The 16,180-nt window shown below is 48.4% G+C and carries 11 protein-coding genes; 8 read left to right on the top strand and 3 right to left on the bottom strand.

Annotation, left to right across the window (positions count from 1 at the left end):
- Positions 1 to 237 precede the first annotated feature (237 nt).
- The 8 genes from GL182_RS06705 (at position 238) to GL182_RS06670 (ending at position 8,034) form a co-directional block, all read left to right on the top strand.
- A complete protein-coding gene (locus GL182_RS06705) occupies positions 238 to 2,949 on the top strand; it encodes an HAD-IC family P-type ATPase (protein ID WP_163378871.1) in 2,712 nt (903 codons plus the stop codon).
- 113 nt (positions 2,950 to 3,062) lie between these two features.
- Positions 3,063 to 3,236 (top strand): hypothetical protein, encoded by a 174-nt coding sequence (locus GL182_RS06700; RefSeq protein ID WP_163378870.1) that lies wholly within the window; start codon positions 3,063 to 3,065, stop codon positions 3,234 to 3,236.
- A gap of 608 nt (positions 3,237 to 3,844) precedes the next feature.
- On the top strand, positions 3,845 to 5,110 hold the full coding sequence (locus GL182_RS06695; protein ID WP_163378869.1) for an ATP-binding protein: 1,266 nt from the start codon (positions 3,845 to 3,847) through the stop codon (positions 5,108 to 5,110).
- Between the two features lie 4 nt (positions 5,111 to 5,114).
- Complete coding sequence (locus GL182_RS06690; RefSeq protein WP_163378868.1) at positions 5,115 to 6,308, top strand: hybrid sensor histidine kinase/response regulator; 1,194 nt, start codon at positions 5,115 to 5,117, stop codon at positions 6,306 to 6,308.
- A gap of 247 nt (positions 6,309 to 6,555) precedes the next feature.
- Positions 6,556 to 7,035 (top strand): DUF1569 domain-containing protein, encoded by a 480-nt coding sequence (locus GL182_RS06685; protein ID WP_317167790.1) that lies wholly within the window; start codon positions 6,556 to 6,558, stop codon positions 7,033 to 7,035.
- Between the two features lie 91 nt (positions 7,036 to 7,126).
- Entirely contained in the window at positions 7,127 to 7,399 is a 273-nt protein-coding gene (locus GL182_RS06680) for a hypothetical protein (protein WP_163378867.1), read from the top strand.
- A gap of 67 nt (positions 7,400 to 7,466) precedes the next feature.
- Complete coding sequence (locus tag GL182_RS06675; RefSeq protein ID WP_163378866.1) at positions 7,467 to 7,697, top strand: hypothetical protein; 231 nt, start codon at positions 7,467 to 7,469, stop codon at positions 7,695 to 7,697.
- Positions 7,687 to 8,034 carry a type II toxin-antitoxin system PemK/MazF family toxin gene (locus GL182_RS06670; protein ID WP_163378865.1) on the top strand — a complete coding sequence of 116 codons (348 nt, stop codon included), beginning with the start codon at positions 7,687 to 7,689 and terminating at the stop codon, positions 8,032 to 8,034. Before GL182_RS06675 ends, GL182_RS06670 begins: the two co-directional genes overlap by 11 nt.
- 18 nt (positions 8,035 to 8,052) lie before the next feature.
- Here the strand turns inward: GL182_RS06670 and GL182_RS06665 are convergent, their stop codons facing one another.
- The 3 genes from GL182_RS06665 to GL182_RS06655 all read right to left on the bottom strand — a co-directional run bounded on the left by GL182_RS06665 (position 8,053) and on the right by GL182_RS06655 (position 16,136).
- Positions 8,053 to 10,350 (bottom strand): hypothetical protein, encoded by a 2,298-nt coding sequence (locus GL182_RS06665; protein WP_205603595.1) that lies wholly within the window; start codon positions 10,348 to 10,350, stop codon positions 8,053 to 8,055.
- Between the two features lie 264 nt (positions 10,351 to 10,614).
- Positions 10,615 to 11,817 carry an efflux RND transporter periplasmic adaptor subunit gene (locus GL182_RS06660; RefSeq protein ID WP_163378864.1) on the bottom strand — a complete coding sequence of 401 codons (1,203 nt, stop codon included), beginning with the start codon at positions 11,815 to 11,817 and terminating at the stop codon, positions 10,615 to 10,617.
- A 2-nt stretch (positions 11,818 to 11,819) separates the two neighbouring features.
- Positions 11,820 to 16,136 (bottom strand): CusA/CzcA family heavy metal efflux RND transporter, encoded by a 4,317-nt coding sequence (locus GL182_RS06655; RefSeq protein WP_163378863.1) that lies wholly within the window; start codon positions 16,134 to 16,136, stop codon positions 11,820 to 11,822.
- Positions 16,137 to 16,180: the final 44 nt, after the last annotated feature.

Genomic DNA, 16,180 nt, shown 5'->3' with positions numbered 1-16,180 from the left:
CGCCTTTTTGGTGTAATCCCAAGGAAGCCGAAAAATATAGGTTCGTCGGAAGGCATGCAAACTAGCCGGTATTTGTGAGCATTGCATGCAATCGGGCTGAAGGACGGTAAGGCTTTTGAATTCCGTAAATTTCAACTCAACGCTTCGCTCCGGGAAAAGTGTCTTCGTTTGATTCGTTCTATTTTTTGGGGTATATTCACCATTGGTTTTTTCGACTTTTGGTTAATTAAAATAGGAATGGAACACAAGCAGCACCACTGGCATACACAAAGCTACAAGCAGGTAGCAGAAGCGCTGAAAACCAACCTGCAACAGGGCCTTTCGCCCGATGAGGTACAGGCACGTTTGCAGCAGTACGGGGAAAACCGGATCACCACCAAAAAAAGCCAGAGCAGCCTCGTTCGCTTTTTGCTTCAATTTCACCAACCCCTGATTTATATTTTGCTGGGCGCTACCGCCCTCACCTTGCTCCTGGAGGAATACACCGATGCCGCCGTCATATTTGCCGTGGTGCTGATCAACTCCATCATTGGTTATGTACAGGAAACCAAGGCCCTGAAGGCCATCGATGCGCTATCCAAAAGCATGAGCACACGGGCCACCGTCATTCGTGACGGCAGGCAGTCAGAAATAAACAGCCTGGGCCTGGTTCCCGGGGATATCGTGTTGGTGCAGCCGGGGGATAAAATCCCCGCCGACCTGCGCCTGTTCGCCGTCAAAAACCTGCAGGTGGACGAATCGGCCCTGACCGGAGAGTCGGTGGCCACCGAAAAAAATCCGGAGTCCACAGCTGGGGATGCCCTGCTGGGTGATCGCCACAACATGGGCTTTGCCACCACGGTAGTGACCTACGGAACGGGGAAGGGCCTGGTAGTGGCTACCGGTGACCGCACGGAGGTAGGCAAGATCAACCAATCCATCGCTTCTGCGGAAGAACTGGATACCCCCCTGACCCTTAAAATCAAAAAATTCAGTCATACTTTACTTTGGGTCATTTTGAGCCTGGCCCTGCTGATCCTTGCCCTGGCCTACCTGCGGGGAGAGAGCCTGGCCGATGCCTTTATGGTGGCCGTGGCACTGATGGTGGGTGCCATACCCGAGGGCCTTCCGGCAGCGGTGACCATCATGCTGGCCATTGGCGTGGCCCAGATGGCCAAAAGGCGGGCCATTATCCGCAAACTGGTAGCGGTGGAAACCTTGGGCAGCGCCAACGTGATCTGCTCGGATAAAACCGGAACGCTCACCGAAAACCAAATGACGGTTCAAAAAATCCTGGCCGGCTGGGAGGCTTTTGAGCTTACCGGGATAGGCTACAATCCGGAAGGAAACGTGCTTTTTAACGGGCAAACGGTGGGCCTTTCCGAAAAGCCGGCCTTGCAGCAGGTGCTGACCGCAGGGCTGCTTTGCTCCAATAGCCGCATTGTGGAAGAAGGGGAGCGGTGGACGGTGGAGGGCGATCCCACCGAGGCAGCGCTGATCAGTGCCGCCGAAAAAGCCGGTATCTCCCGGCAGCAAATCGATCCGCAATATCCCCGCCTGGACGAGGTTCCCTTTCAATCCGAAAACCAATACATGGGCAGCCTGCACCGGCACGAAGATCAGACGGTGATTTTCTTAAAGGGATCGGTGGAGTCGGTGCTCCGCTGTGCGGATCGGGCGCTGGACAAAACCGGAGAAATCGTTCCCCTAGATTTTTCCGCTGTTCAGCAGGCCGCCGATCAATTGGCTGCAGAAGGCCTGCGGGTCCTGGCCTTTGCCTTCAAAATCAGCGAGCCTGACCAACGGCAACTGGACCAGCAGGACCTGTCCGAAGGCATGGTCTTTACCGGACTTCAGGGCATGATTGATCCGCCGAGAAAAGAAGCGGTAGATGCCGTATCTCTTTGTCAGCAGGCTGGCATACAGGTAAAAATGATCACCGGCGACCATGCCCTTACCGCAGCCAACATCGCCGAGCAACTTGGGATCCGGGGCCAAACCGAAAACGGAAGACTCCTGGCCCTTACCGGGCTGGAACTGCAGGGATTCTCGGACGAGGAATTGCAGGAAGTGGCCGGAGCGGTGGCGGTCTTTGCCCGGGTCAGCCCGGATCAGAAGCTCCGGCTGGTAAAAGCCCTGCAGGCCAGTGGCAAGGTGGTGGCCATGACCGGTGACGGCGTCAACGACGGGCCGGCCTTAAAGCAGGCCAATATCGGAATAGCCATGGGTATTACAGGTACAGAAGTTGCCAAAGATGCTTCCGATATGTTGCTTACAGATGACAATTTCGCTTCCATTGAGGCCGCAGTGGAAGAGGGAAGGGGGGTCTTGGACAACCTGACCAAGTTTATTGTATGGACCCTTCCGACCAACCTGGGAGAGGCCCTGGTCATCCTTGCCAGCATTGCCTTTAGTACCCAATTGCCGCTGGCCCCGGTGCAGATTCTCTGGATCAACATGACCACTGCCGTGTTGCTGGGCTTGATGCTTACCTTCGAACCCAAGGAAAAGGGCATCATGGACCGACCCCCCGTCCCCTCGGACAAACCCATCCTTACCTTTCCCCTGATCATGCGGACTCTCTTGGTCGGGACCTTGCTGATGCTCAGTTCGTTTTTGCTGTTTCGTTACGAGTTATCCCTGGGAGCCAGCCTGGCCGAAGCCCAGACGGTGGCCACCACGGTATTTATCGTGCTGGAAGGCTTCTACCTGTTTAACTGCCGCTCTTTGCGAAGATCGGTCCGCGAAATCGGCTGGTTTTCCAACAAATGGGTGTATGTGGGGGCCTTCACCATGTTGCTGCTCCAACTTGTATTTATTCATGCGCCGGTGATGAATGCCTTGTTCCACTCGGCCCCCATTGGCCTGGATTCCTGGATTAGGGTGTTGGGGGCAGGTGTGGGCCTGTTTGTGCTGGTGTCCCTTGAAAAAACCATCCGAAGAAAATATACGAAATCGGAGGACTTTTAATGGGGTTGATCCTCAAAGTATTTATTAAAAAGATGCTGGTGAACAAAACGCCGTAAAGGAAGAACGTTCAAACGGCACTGGCAATAGTTATCGCAGATGAGCGGGATTTTGCTGTGGAAAAAGAGCCACTGATCCAGTACTTGCATAAAGCCGTGGAGTTGGGAGCAGACCATTTCGAAGGAAGGGAATCCTTGTCCTTCGGCAAGTTGTCCAAACAAGAGTGGAACAACCTATTTTACAAGCACCTGGACAAGCACCTGACCCAATTTGGGGTTCCCCAAGCATAAAAATTGAACATGTGATATGGGCTTGTATATTGGCCTTTTTTATTTACTATCCATTCTGGTGTCAAGCCTACACCTACGGGTAGTCCTTTGGTTTTTGAGCTATTTAAACGTTACAGAAAGCCTTAAACAGCTATTTTCGGGCTCATTGTTCATGAATAAATAACTTTGGTATGTTAAAAAAATTGTGGGGTGAAATTGCACGACATTTAAATCATGAGATCTATTTTGGAAGAAAAAATTATCAGGCTTTGATTCTGTTCATTTATTAAGACATTTATTCTTCAGGTTAAACCTACTGTAAATCAGTCACTTGATATATGTTTTGACAATTTGTAAATCTTCCTAAGGTGAGAAGTTCAAAAATTCAATCAAACTTTGGGTTGGTATTAGAAAGAAAGTGGGCATTAGTTGGAATGAGCTTTATTTTGATGCTGTTTACCGGGCAATCCGCTATTGTATTGGTGATGAAAAAAAGGAGATAGATACGGAGTACGCCGTAGGTAATGATGCATCATCACTATATTTGTAATGTCATCCTAATAGTATAGTAGTGAGTCCTTTGGAGTTAGGTGTGGAAATTTTGAGGCTATAAAATATGATAAGGCATTATGAAAAAACATGAATCCCAGGATTATAACGTTATCCAACAAGAGCTGAAACTTCATGATGCAGCCATGGAGTCTACGAGTTGTGGTATCTCTATTTCGGATGCACGTAAACCGGATATGCCGTTGATTTATGTGAATCGGGCTTTTTGTGAAATGAGTGGTTATTTGGAGGAGGAGGTTGTGGGCAAGAACTGTCGATTCCTTCAGGGTGAAAATCGTGATCAGAAAGCCAGGTATATTATTCGGGAGGCGCTGGATTCAGGTAATCACTGCCAGGTACTGATAAAAAATTTCCGTAAAGACGGCACTTTTTTCTGGAATGACTTAATCATTTCTCCGATTCGAGACAAAGAGGGCCAGCTTACTCATTTTGTTGGCGTTCAAAACGATGTAACAGACAGGGAGGAGGTGCGTAGGGAAACGGCCGCCAAGCAAATTGAGCTGGAAAAGACCCTGGAGACGCTTAAGGAAACGCAATCGATGCTGATCCATTCGGAGAAGATGAACGCATTAGGGCAGATGGTGGCCGGGGTTGCACACGAAATAAATAATCCAGTGGCTTTTGTTGCAAGCAATATGCATGCGCTCAAACAGATGGCTGAAGACCTGAAAGATGCTTATGAACAATTAAATATGGCTGTTGACACCTCCGGCAATGAGGATTTGAAAGTAATGGCCAGGAAACTTAGCCAAGAGGCAGATGTGGACTTTATCTCGGAGGATCTTGATGATTTGATTAATAGTTCAATCGACGGGTTGAAGAGAGTCAAGGGTATTGTTGGGAGCCTACGTAATTTCTCCAGGCTGGATGAAGCAGACGAGAAGATCGCATCAATGAAAGAGTGTATCGAGAGTACGCTGGAGATTGCAGGGTCCGTTGTTAGGAATCGTTTGGTAATAGACTGTCAGCTTAATGATCTCACCCCGATTAAATGCCGCCCGTCTGAATTGAATCAGGTTTTCCTTAACCTGATCATGAATGCGGCTCAGGCGGTGAAAGAGGATGGCCGCCTCGAAATTAAAGGTTCAGAAACGACAGATGCGCTGATTTTAACCTTTACGGACAATGGTATCGGGATGGATGCGGATACTCAAGAGAAAATCTTCAATCCTTTTTTTACGACAAAGCCAGTAGGCGAAGGAACCGGTTTGGGACTGTCGATTGCCTACAAGATTATCTCAGATGGCCATAATGGAAAAATCACCGTTGACAGTGAAGTTGGAAAAGGAACCTCCTTCACCATCAGTTTACCTAAAAACGCATGAACTCATGAATGAAAATAGCACTGAAATCGATAAAAATAGGGACAAGGACGACAACTTACTTATCATTGACGATGAACCTTCGATACTCAGTTCATTGAGACGGCAATTTCGCAGAAATTACCAGGTTCATATCGCCCACAGTGCCAAGGAAGGACTCGAATTGATGAAAGCACATCCAATTCAGGTCATTATTTCCGACCAGCGGATGCCGGGTATGAACGGTTCAGCTTTTTTTAATGAAGTAAAAAATGACTATCCGGAGGCCATTCGCCTTTTGTTGACTGGATATGCCGATATCCAGTCAGTAATTGAAGCCATAAATGAGGGGAATATCTTTCGATATATTTCCAAGCCCTGGGATCCCCTTGAGCTTGATACAATCGTTCGCGAAGCCTTTGAGCGACACAATTTAATTGTTCGTAATAAGGAGCTTGTGAACCAATTGCAGGAAGCAAACAAGGATCTCGAGAAGCGGGTCAAAGCACGCACCATTGAACTGACTAAGCTCAACAAGGAGAAGGACCATATGATTGGTATGGTGGCTCATGATCTCAGAGGACCCCTTGGAACCATCAAGATGTGCCATGATGTGATTGCCGAAGATTCGACTGATACCGCAACAAGGAAAGAGTTTCTTAAACTTATAGATGAGCTAGCTGAGAAATCACTGCGATTGATTGATGATCTGCTTGATGTTTCTGCAATCGAGACGGGGCAGCTTGTTCTTGAGAAAAAAGTAGTGCCTTTAAAAGGATTTCTTGACAAGGTGATACGGTTGAACCGGCGGTCTGCGGAGAAGAAAGACATTCTGCTTGAATTGCAATTCGATGGTCCGGATTCGTGGACCTTCGACCCCCAACGGGTCGAACAGGTTCTGGATAATTTGCTAAGCAATGCAATTAAGTATTCGCATAGGGATACAACGGTGCGATTGGTGGTCGAATTGGAGGAAGGTCAGCTATACTTCCGCGTTTTTGATCAAGGCCAGGGTATTCGCGAAGAAGACATGGACAAACTTTTCTCTGCTTTTCAAAAAACCAGTACCTTACCGACCGGCTCTGAGAAAAGTACCGGGCTAGGACTTTCTATTTGCAAACGAATCGTAGCGTTGCACGGGGGAAACATTCAGGCGCAGAGCATATTTGGCGAAGGTTCATGTTTCAGCTTTTATTTGCCCGAAGACAATCAGGCAATCTAGTTGTCAAGTTTCATGGATTGCCTCTCACTGCGGAAGATGCGCTTCTTTGCGGCCTTGCTGTGAAACCCTTTGCAATTTATTTCTAATTTGGAAATTTTCAATTGTGCAAGACCCATTTCGATTCTTAACCCTAACTTTCAATCTCCGGACCACATATTATTTAACCATTTGGAAATTTTTTTTCCATTTTATTTATTGCGGTTGAGCGGTTTGATTTATGGGTCGGCACCCTTACAAATACGTTAAATTGAAACCAATTAAACTTAAGATGGCTTTTCCCACTATTTTCGACAAAGAAGTAACAGCGGAGCTGATCCGGAGGATTGACTCCCTGACACCCAGTACCCAGCCACAATGGGGAAAAATGAGTGTGGCTCAAATGCTGGCGCATTGCAACGTCACCTATGAGATGGCTTATGAAAACAAGCATCCCAAACCCAATTTCTTCATGGGATTAATCCTCAAAGCCTTTGTCAAAAAAATGGTGGTGAACGAAACCCCTTACAAAAAGAATGTTCAAACGGCACCGGCGTTTATCATCGCAGATGAGCGGGATTTTGAGGAAGAGAAAGTACGACTGATCCAGTACTTGCACAAAACCGTAGCGTTGGGAGAAAGTCATTTTGATGGAAAGGAATCCCTGTCCTTCGGTAAATTGTCCAAAGACGAATGGAACAATATGTTTTACAAGCACCTGGACCACCACCTGACCCAATTTGGGGTGTGAAGGTGCCGCACCGTAGGAGATTCCATTCGGGTTTACCGCCGTTTCCTGAAAACGATTTGGCCACCCTTAACTAATTGATCCGCCAGGCTCTATGGAAAAGAAAGGTCTCAAAAAATACGCATTCGTAGGTTTTACCTGGCTTTTTGTTGCTGCGGGCATAGTAGGGATAGCGAGCTGGCAGGGCCTGCATACCTTCGTGTTTGCTTGGGTAGTAAATTTCCTGTTAATGACAGCCTTAATGGCCTACACCGAAACCTTCCAACCCCCACTGCAATCAAGCTATTTTGCAACCAAAAAATTGCATCATGTCAGCATGGTAAGGAAATTACTTCAGGGAATTACATCCCTGACAAAAACCCGTTGAGTTGGCATAGATAATTAATACTTGAATGATATACTAAAAATATATACTTTTATGGTATAAAAATATCATGAAGAATATATCCCTTAAAATTGACGACCTGGTATTTCGTGAAACCGAAAAAATACGTGAGCGAATGAAGCAACCCAGGAATCGTTACATTAACGAAGCAATCGCCTTTTACAATAAATTTCAACGTAAGCAGCTTCTTGAGAAGAAGTTGAAAATTGAATCAAACCTGGTAAAAGCGGATTCGATGGAAATCCTCAGGGATTTTGAAGCCATTGATTATGGCGATTAAGAAATTTGAAATCTGGGTTGCAGACCTGAATCCTCAAATAGGAACTGAACCGGTAAAGAAAATGCCCGTTTTGGTCATTCAAACAAACCTTCTTAATAAAATCCCTCATCCATATACGGTTGTTTGTCCAATCACAACAAACGTGCGAGAAGATGTGGAGATTTTAAGGGTTCATTTGAATAAGGGTGTTTCAAATCTGAATCAACCCTGTGATATTATGATTGACCAGGTTAGGGCAATAGATAATAGAAGGCTTACCAAAAGGTTGGGTACATTACCAGATGAATTAACGGTTCAGGTTAGGGAAAATATTCGTATTGTCCTTGATCTTGACTAAGAATAACTACCAAGGATTTTACAGAAAATCCGGCCGATCCGGCCCATCATAAGGCGCAGCTCCAACTTTTTCCCCTGAACTTTTATCTACCTCCAACAATTTAGGATCACTTGTTTCAGGGGCCAGGATCAGGCCGTAGTGCCGGCCCATCCAGTAATCCCGGATAAAGCCCACCGGCTCCATGATGCGCTTGCTGTTTTGACCGCCATCCAAGACAATGGCCCTTCTGGCACCTCGGGTGACCGCCGCTTCCCGGGGGGAAATGGCTTTTACCCCACCTTCATAGGAAGTGTAGCCCTCTTCCACAAATAAATCATCCCGGTGGGAATTGCGGAAATTGTGTTCGATAGCGTCCAGGGTCCATTCCCGCAGGTGTTGTACCGCAGCATCCAAATCCGCATCATTGCCGGTCATGGCAGCGTAGGTAAAGTTAAACCAGGGAATCTTCTCCATGCGCTTGATTTCAAAAGTACGCTCCAGGCTTCTCAGGTAAAAGGAGCGTAGTATGGGATCTTTCTCATAGCGCAGCAAGGTATTGTAGGCTTCAAAGGCCAGGTTGTCATCCCAGGGCGCAATCTGGGAAGGAGGGAAGGTGTTTTTTTGCTTGATGGTATTTTCCGCATAGCCCCAGTCTACCAATTGCTGGTATCCCTTCTTGAAGCGTTCTTCCCCGGTCAGGGCATAGGTGGAATAGGAAAAAGCCAATGCTTCCAGCCCATTCACGCCCCGGTCGGACCAGCCGTAGGGGCGCAGCAGGTACTCCGGATTCCAGCGCCCCCAACGGGTGGGTTGCCCATCCGCATCGATCAGCACCCAGTTGTTTTCCATGATGTATCCGGCGATGCGGCGCATGTGTTCTTTGGCCAGTTCTTTTTCTTTGCCGTCAGCCGCCAGATCATGAAACAATGAAACGCTGTAGAAATGGGCGATGATCTCGTCGCTGGAGGCATCGCCTTTCCAGTACCATAAACTGTCTGCCGTGGCATTCCATTTGGCTGGCAAGCCTCCGGAGCCCCGTTGGCCCATGGCGCCTTTATCTCCTTTGCGGGACCAGATGGATCGGGCGATCAGGCCATCGATTGGCGTGATCCGTTCCAGCCACAACATGGCCTGGAAGGCATCCACCGCTTCTTTCCTTGCCGTTTCCTCTCCGGTAGCGGCGTATTTGTAGCTCATTGCCGAAAGGTAGGTGGCCGTATGGGCACCATCGTTATCACTGATTTCACGTACCCATTCCCCCTGGTAATCCCGGATGGTGTGAATAAAGCCCATGCGCTTATGGCCCCAATTCTCCAACCAGTATTCGTAGTGGTCGGCCTTTTTCCTCAGGGTAAACGGTTCGTAGCGGATCATCCCAATGCCGCCTTCCGTGGCCACCAGTACTTCGTTTTTGGCCACGGCTATGTCGTTGACCCGATTGTCCGGCAGCCAGTGGTCGGCACCGAAATAATGCCAGTCCTCCTCTAGCATCCGTATCGCTCCCCTGGGCGTGCCGATCCATACATCCCGGTCAAACCCTTGCACCAATTGCCGGGTTTCTTCCACCGGAAGTCCATCGGCTCCCTGGATGGATTGCAGGGAAGCACCCCGGAGAACACCTAATCCCCGGTCCGTGCTGATAAACAGCCTGCTGCCCATGGAAAGCAGTTCACCAGTATTTTTGGAGGGCAGATTGCCCCAGTCGATCAGGTGCTCGTTGACTACCTTGCCGGAAAGCTGCACCAGTTGCCCGGGTCGAAGGACATGCAGGGTACCGCTGTAACTGGCAATGGAGGTAATGGGACCCAATTTCACCGGATCGGCCAGTAGCTGGGTGCCATCCTCCATCAGCATGGTTACGTCACTGGACAGGTAGCCCCCATTGGGCTCAATATCGGTCAATTTTCCTTGTTCATATACATATATGGCATCCCGGGTGGCTGCGTGCACCTTGCCCAGATGCAGGCAGACATCCACAAAGTTGTCATCACTGAGTTTCTCCCAGGAATTGCCGGCAAAGCGGTAAAACCCGGAGGAAGCCATCACCCAGGCCGAATGGTCCAATACCTCCAACTTGCTTATTCCCGCCGGACCCTCGGATACCGGCTGGAGCCCGTCCGCTTTCAATTCCTGAAGTTTTCCATCCAAAACGGCATAGGAACGGCCAGATAAAATGGCTACCTGTGTAACGGCTGATGGGGTAGTAAGGATTTCACTTTTTTCCTGGAGGAATACCTTATCGGCTACCGGTTCCCAGAGGGTTTGCTGGGCCGCCAGGGGCAAAACAAAGACAGATAAAAGAAGACCAAAAGAATAGAATTTCAGCGATTGAATCATGGAATAAATTTTTGTGATTGGGTCTGCGACGATGCGCTCTATATCCTATACCGTTTCTTTCAGAAAAGGGCCATTCGGAAGACTCGAATCCTGATAGACGGTGGCTACCGGTAGGTGAATCAGAACCGGTGCGACTTGATGCAAGAAAGGTAAAACCCAGAAAAAATTATGTATGGCAGGGTATTCGGATGGACTTTGCTCATACAGGCTTTATCAGTCAATTGATCCAGGTTAAGGCTTTACCGGATATTAGCTTTGATTGATTTAGTTGTCGTGCCCTCCGGCTTCGTTCAGAGCATTGGATAAATAATAGGTGCCCGCCACCACCACACTATCTTTAAATAGGGCTTCGTTTGGGTTCATGATGGCGGTGTAGCCCATGGCTTCGATTCCGGTTCGAACCTGCTTTCGTTGATAAACTTTCCCTTCCTGCTTGCTATCCTGTAATACAAAAAGGAAGGTTTCGCTTCCTTCATGGACAATAGATCCGGAAGGTACGGTCCATACAGAATCTTGGCTCACTACTATATAACTATTGATATACATTCCCGGCAGGAAGGAATCATTTTCAGTATCCAAATGCGCATGCACCTGCACAAACCGGCCTTTGGGATCTATGGTATTTCCTTTTCGGTAAACGTGCCCGTAAAACAATTGCTCTTTAAAATCAGGTAAGGTAAAGGTCACCGCCTGTCCCTCCATCACCCTGGGAATATCCTGTTCCAATACGTTCATCTCCACATGCAGGTGTTCGCTGTTGATCACCTCCATCAGCACCTCATGCGGCGCACTGTGCTGCCCGACAGATGTTTGCAAAGCGGAAATTTTACCCGAAATCGGGCTTTTTAAAAGCACTTTTGACTGTAGGTTACCCTGTTCCAGGGAAGAAATGTCCGCTCCCATCAGTTTCAGGTTGTTTTGAAGGGCGGATTTTTTGGCCCTGGCTGCCTGAAATGCCGCCCGGGCTTCTTCCAGTTCTTTTTGGGAAGAGATGTTATCCTCCCGCAAGCTTTGTTTTCGTTCAAAATCGCTTTCCAGGTTGGCGAGGCTGCTGAGGGTTTCCAGGTATTCCTGCTGCATGGATACAAATTCAGGGCTGGAAGCGGTGATTACTACCTGGCCTTTGCTAACGGGATCGCCCACAATAAAGTGGATTTTTTCGACAAAGACCGTGGTAAAGGAGTTGATGGTGGCTTTGTACTGGGGAGGGGAGTCGATAAATCCGGGTGCTTTCACCAGGTTGGTCAGGGGCTGTTTGACGAAAGTTCCGCGACGTATGCCCGTAATGACCTCTTGTTCGGGAGTCAACTGAACCGTTGCTTCCCTGTGTTCCATGGATTCCTCATTTCCTTCCGTGGTACGTGTATCCTCCTTGCAAGCCATCAGTCCGCTCACAAGTAGTAATAGGAGGAAAAGGTTCGATAGTTTGATATTCAGCTCTCCGGCTGGCGTTCTCGTTTTACTCAATATCATGGCAGGTTAAAATAGTGAATGTCAATAAGGGTTTGATGGTATTCGTTCAAGAGATCCAGGTGATCCATTTGGATTTCGCTGGCATATTCCAGGCTGCGGATGTACTCCAGGTAATCAATTTCCCCCTGGTCAAAACTTCTATGAGCCGTGTTGATGATTTCTTCCGCCATCGGTAGCCCCTCCTGGTTATAGTAATCCAACTCTTTGAGGTGCATTTCCAGCCTGGTTTTTTTCTGGTTTATGGCTGATTCCCAGCGGATACCAAAATCATTGATTTTGTTTTGCGATTGGTAGACGGACAGGCGGGCGGATTGTACCCTTGCCCGGGAGGGTCCAAACCACAGGGGAACCTGTATGCCTGCCTGATAACCGAAAAAACCGCTGACGCCATCAACTTTCTGGAACATGTACTGTACATAGAATCCGGGGAGCAATTTGTTTTGCATCTGATTCTTTTCCGCTTCAAAACGTTCTTTTTGATGCATCAAATAGCCGTAAGAAGGATGATTTTCCAGGTCGGGGAATTCGGCGAATGCCATGGTCAGCGGAGGGCTCTTGAGCTGCAATGTATCCGGGGACTGTACCACTTCCTGAATTTGCCGGTACACAATTTGGATTTCCTGCTCCAGTTGAGAATAAGCCATACGGACTTTTTCAGACCGGGCTCTAGCCATGACCATGGCCAGTCGGTTGGTCGTGCCAGCGGCATACCGCTTTTCGGAGGCCTTATACAGTTCTTGATACAGGGAATCAAATCCATAATATTGTTCCTTCTTTTTGACCAGGTACTCCAACTGGTAACAAGCTTTATACAGTTGTTTTTTCAGGTTTAGGGTCTTGATGTCATACAGATCCTCTGTGATTAGGCTTTCCTTTTCCAGTGCCTTTTTTCGGGAAACATAGACTCCGGGAAAATCAATGTACTGTTGGAACCCGAAAGAGTTTACCCCATCTCCCTCCAGGTTTCTTTGGTTTTCCTCCGTTCCGATAAAGAATAGGGATGGGGCAATATCCCAGGCAGTTTTGGTTTGGACCTGACTGTTTTCCAATGATATTCTGGCGGCGGCCAATTCAAAATTATTTTCCAGTGCCATGGACCAGGCCGCTTCCGGATCTATAGGGCCCTCCTGGGCAGGGCTTAGAAAGGGAATCCCAAGCAGTATCGCCAGTGCCGTCAGCGCTTTGCCGGGGCGAAAGCCCTGAACTTTCTTCGATTTTACTACATAATAGACCACCGGCAAGACGATCAGGGTAAGAAAAAATGCGGTGATCAGCCCACCTATTACTACCGTGGCGATGGGCCGCTGCACCTCCGCTCCTGCAGAAGTGGATAGCGCCATGGGAATAAATCCCAGGATATCGGTGGATGCAGTCAAAAGTACCGGCCGCAAACGGTTTTTACAGCCCTTCAGGATTCTTTTGCGTATATCGGTTTCTCCGCTAGTTTCCAGGTCATTGAGGTAACTGATCAACACAATGCCGTTGAGCACTGCGATGCCAAACAAAGCAATAAAACCGATACCTGCGGAAATACTAAAGGGCATGCCCCTTATCCACAGCGCCACAATTCCACCGATTACCGCCAGAGGGATGGACAAGAATACCATGATCGTCTCAGAAACAGAATGAAAGGTAAAGTAAAGCATAATGGCAATCAACAACAAGGCAAGCGGCACCACCTTGATCAGGCGGTCCCGGGCCTGGTTCAGGTTTTCAAACTGCCCCCCATAGGCGATGGAATAGCCCGTGGGCAAACCCAACTCAGCATCCAGCAATGCCTGCACATCGGTGACAATGGATTCCACATCTCTTTCGCTGGCATTTAAACTCAAAACAATTCTTCTCTTGGTATCATCCCGGGATATCTGTGCGGGACCTGACTGAAAGCTGATGTCAGCCACTTGTTTCAATAATATTTTTTCCCCGTTTTCCAGGGGCAGACTTAACTCGTTTACCACTTCGGTGCTTACCGTCTCTCTATCCAGGCGCAGGGCCAGGTCAAAGCGGCGTTCGTTTTCAAAAATAGTACCTACGCTGCTGCCGGCAAAGGCGGTACGGATTACCTGATTCACATCGGCAATGCTGAGGCCGTAGAGGGCAAGCTTTTCCCGGTCGTAGCGGATGGAAATCTGCGGCAGGCCTACCAATTGTTCTACTTTGATATTGTCGATCCCTTCCACATCCCTTATAATGGCAGCGGCCTCCAGTCCGTAGCGGTACAGGGTTTCCAGATCTTCCCCAAAGATCTTGATGGCCAGGTCGGATTGCACACCGGTAAGCAGTTCGTTGAAGCGCATTTCGATGGGCTGGGTAAACTGGTAGGTGATACCCGGTAAAACAGAGAGCTCCTCCGTCATAAGGTTTGCCAGGGCTGTTTTGGAATCCACCCTTGACCAATCTTCCGGATCCTTTAGCTTGATGATGATATCCGACATTTCCATGGACATGGGGTCCGTGGGGATCTCCGCTGCCCCGATTCTACTGACGACTTGTTCCACCTCATCGGGAAATTTCTCCAGCAGAATGGACTCGATTTTGGTGGTGATTTCGATCGTCTGGGCCAGGGAAGTTCCCGGCTTCAATACCGGCTGTATAACGTAATCACCCTCGTCCAGGGTAGGAAGAAATTCACCCCCAAGTCGGGAAAAAATAAAAAGGCTGATCCCAAAACCTATCAAAGCGGTGATCAAAACAAGTTTATAGTGATTCAGGGCTTTTATCAAAACCGGTTCGTACCAGCCATGAATGGCCCGGATAATTTTGGCGGATAGCGTACCTTTTTCATCTTTTGAAGGGCGGATAAACAGGGCCGCCATGACCGGTACATAGGTCAGGCAGAGAATCATGGCTCCTGCCAGGATAAACATGAAGGTCAATGCCATGGGTTGAAACATTTTTCCTTCTACCCCGGTAAAGCTCAGGATGGGAATGAAAACAATTAAAATGATGATCTGACCAAAAATGGCTGCGTTCATCATCCGGTTGGAACTCTCAATGACCAGTTTGTCCACCTCCTCTTTTTGGGCAGTCCCTTTCAAGCCGGGAAATTTTTTACCCATTTGGTAGACCACATATTCGACCACCACTACTGCTCCATCTATCAAAATCCCGAAATCAATGGCACCCAGACTCAGCAGGTTGGCATCTACCCTAAAAAGACTCATCAGCGAAATGCCAAAAAGCAAGGAGAGGGGGATGACGGAAGCTACCAGTAACCCGCTGCGAAAATTTCCCATCAGGATGACCAGAATGAAAATGACAAACAAGGCGCCCAGGATAAGGTTTTCCTGTATGGTGGAGGTGGTCTTGTCGATCAGCATGGAGCGGTCCAGAAACCCATTGATGTAAACCCCCTCCGGGAGTATTTTTTCTATTTCAGCTATGCGTTCTTTGACGCTTTTGATCACCGCATAGGAATTTTCCCCTTTCAGCATCATGACCTGTCCCAGCACTTTTTCCCCTTCTCCGTTTCCGGTAATGGCTCCAAAACGGGTGGCGTACCCAAAGCGCACCTCTGCCAGGTCGGCAATGGTCAGGGGCACACCTCCACGATTGGCCACCACAATTTTCCGAATATCCTCCAGGGATTGGATCATGCCCTCGCCTCGAATAAAATAGTTGGTCTGGTTTTTTTCCAGATAGGCCCCTCCGGCATTTTCATTATTGTCCTCCAGGGCTTTCAGGACTTCCAGAAGGGAAATGTCCATGCTTCGGAGCTTCTCTGGCTGCATGGCCACTTCGTATTGCTTCAGGTAACCCCCCCAGGTATTGATCTCCACCACGCCTTTGATGCCGGTGAGCTGCCGCTTTATCAGCCAATCCTGGATTTCTCGCAGGTCCATCACCGAATAGCGGTCTTCGTAGCCCGGGCGCGTTTCCAGCGTGTATTGGTAGATTTCACCCAGGCCGGTGGAAATGGGCGCCATTTCCGGACTGCCAAAATGTGCCGGGATATCCTTGCTGGCCTGCGCCAGTTTTTCTCCAATCAATTGCCGGGGCAGGTAAGTGCCCATGCCTTCTTCAAAGACCACGGTGATGGTGGACAGCCCGTATTTGGAGACCGAGCGGATTTCTTCCACCCCGGGTAAATTGGCCACCGAAAGTTCTATAGGGAAAGTAATAAATTGTTCCACCTCTTCCGTGGCCAGGTTTCGCGCCACAGTAATGATCTGTACCTGATTGCTGGTAATGTCGGGGACAGATCCAATGGACAAACGCTGGAAGGAAAACATTCCCCAAATGATCATGCCCAGTACCGCTAAAAGAACAATAAATTTATTTTTTACGCTGAAAGCGATTATCCGGTGTATCATTTACAAAATAATTTGCTGCAAGTTAAAAATAGTTTATTGGATTT

Origin of the sequence: Cyclobacterium sp. SYSU L10401 (assembly GCF_010993705.1) — a bacterium.
GTDB lineage: Bacteria > Bacteroidota > Bacteroidia > Cytophagales > Cyclobacteriaceae > Cyclobacterium.
The sequence above is the reverse complement of the archived record's forward strand: the minus strand, read 5'-3'. Positions and strand labels throughout refer to the sequence as shown.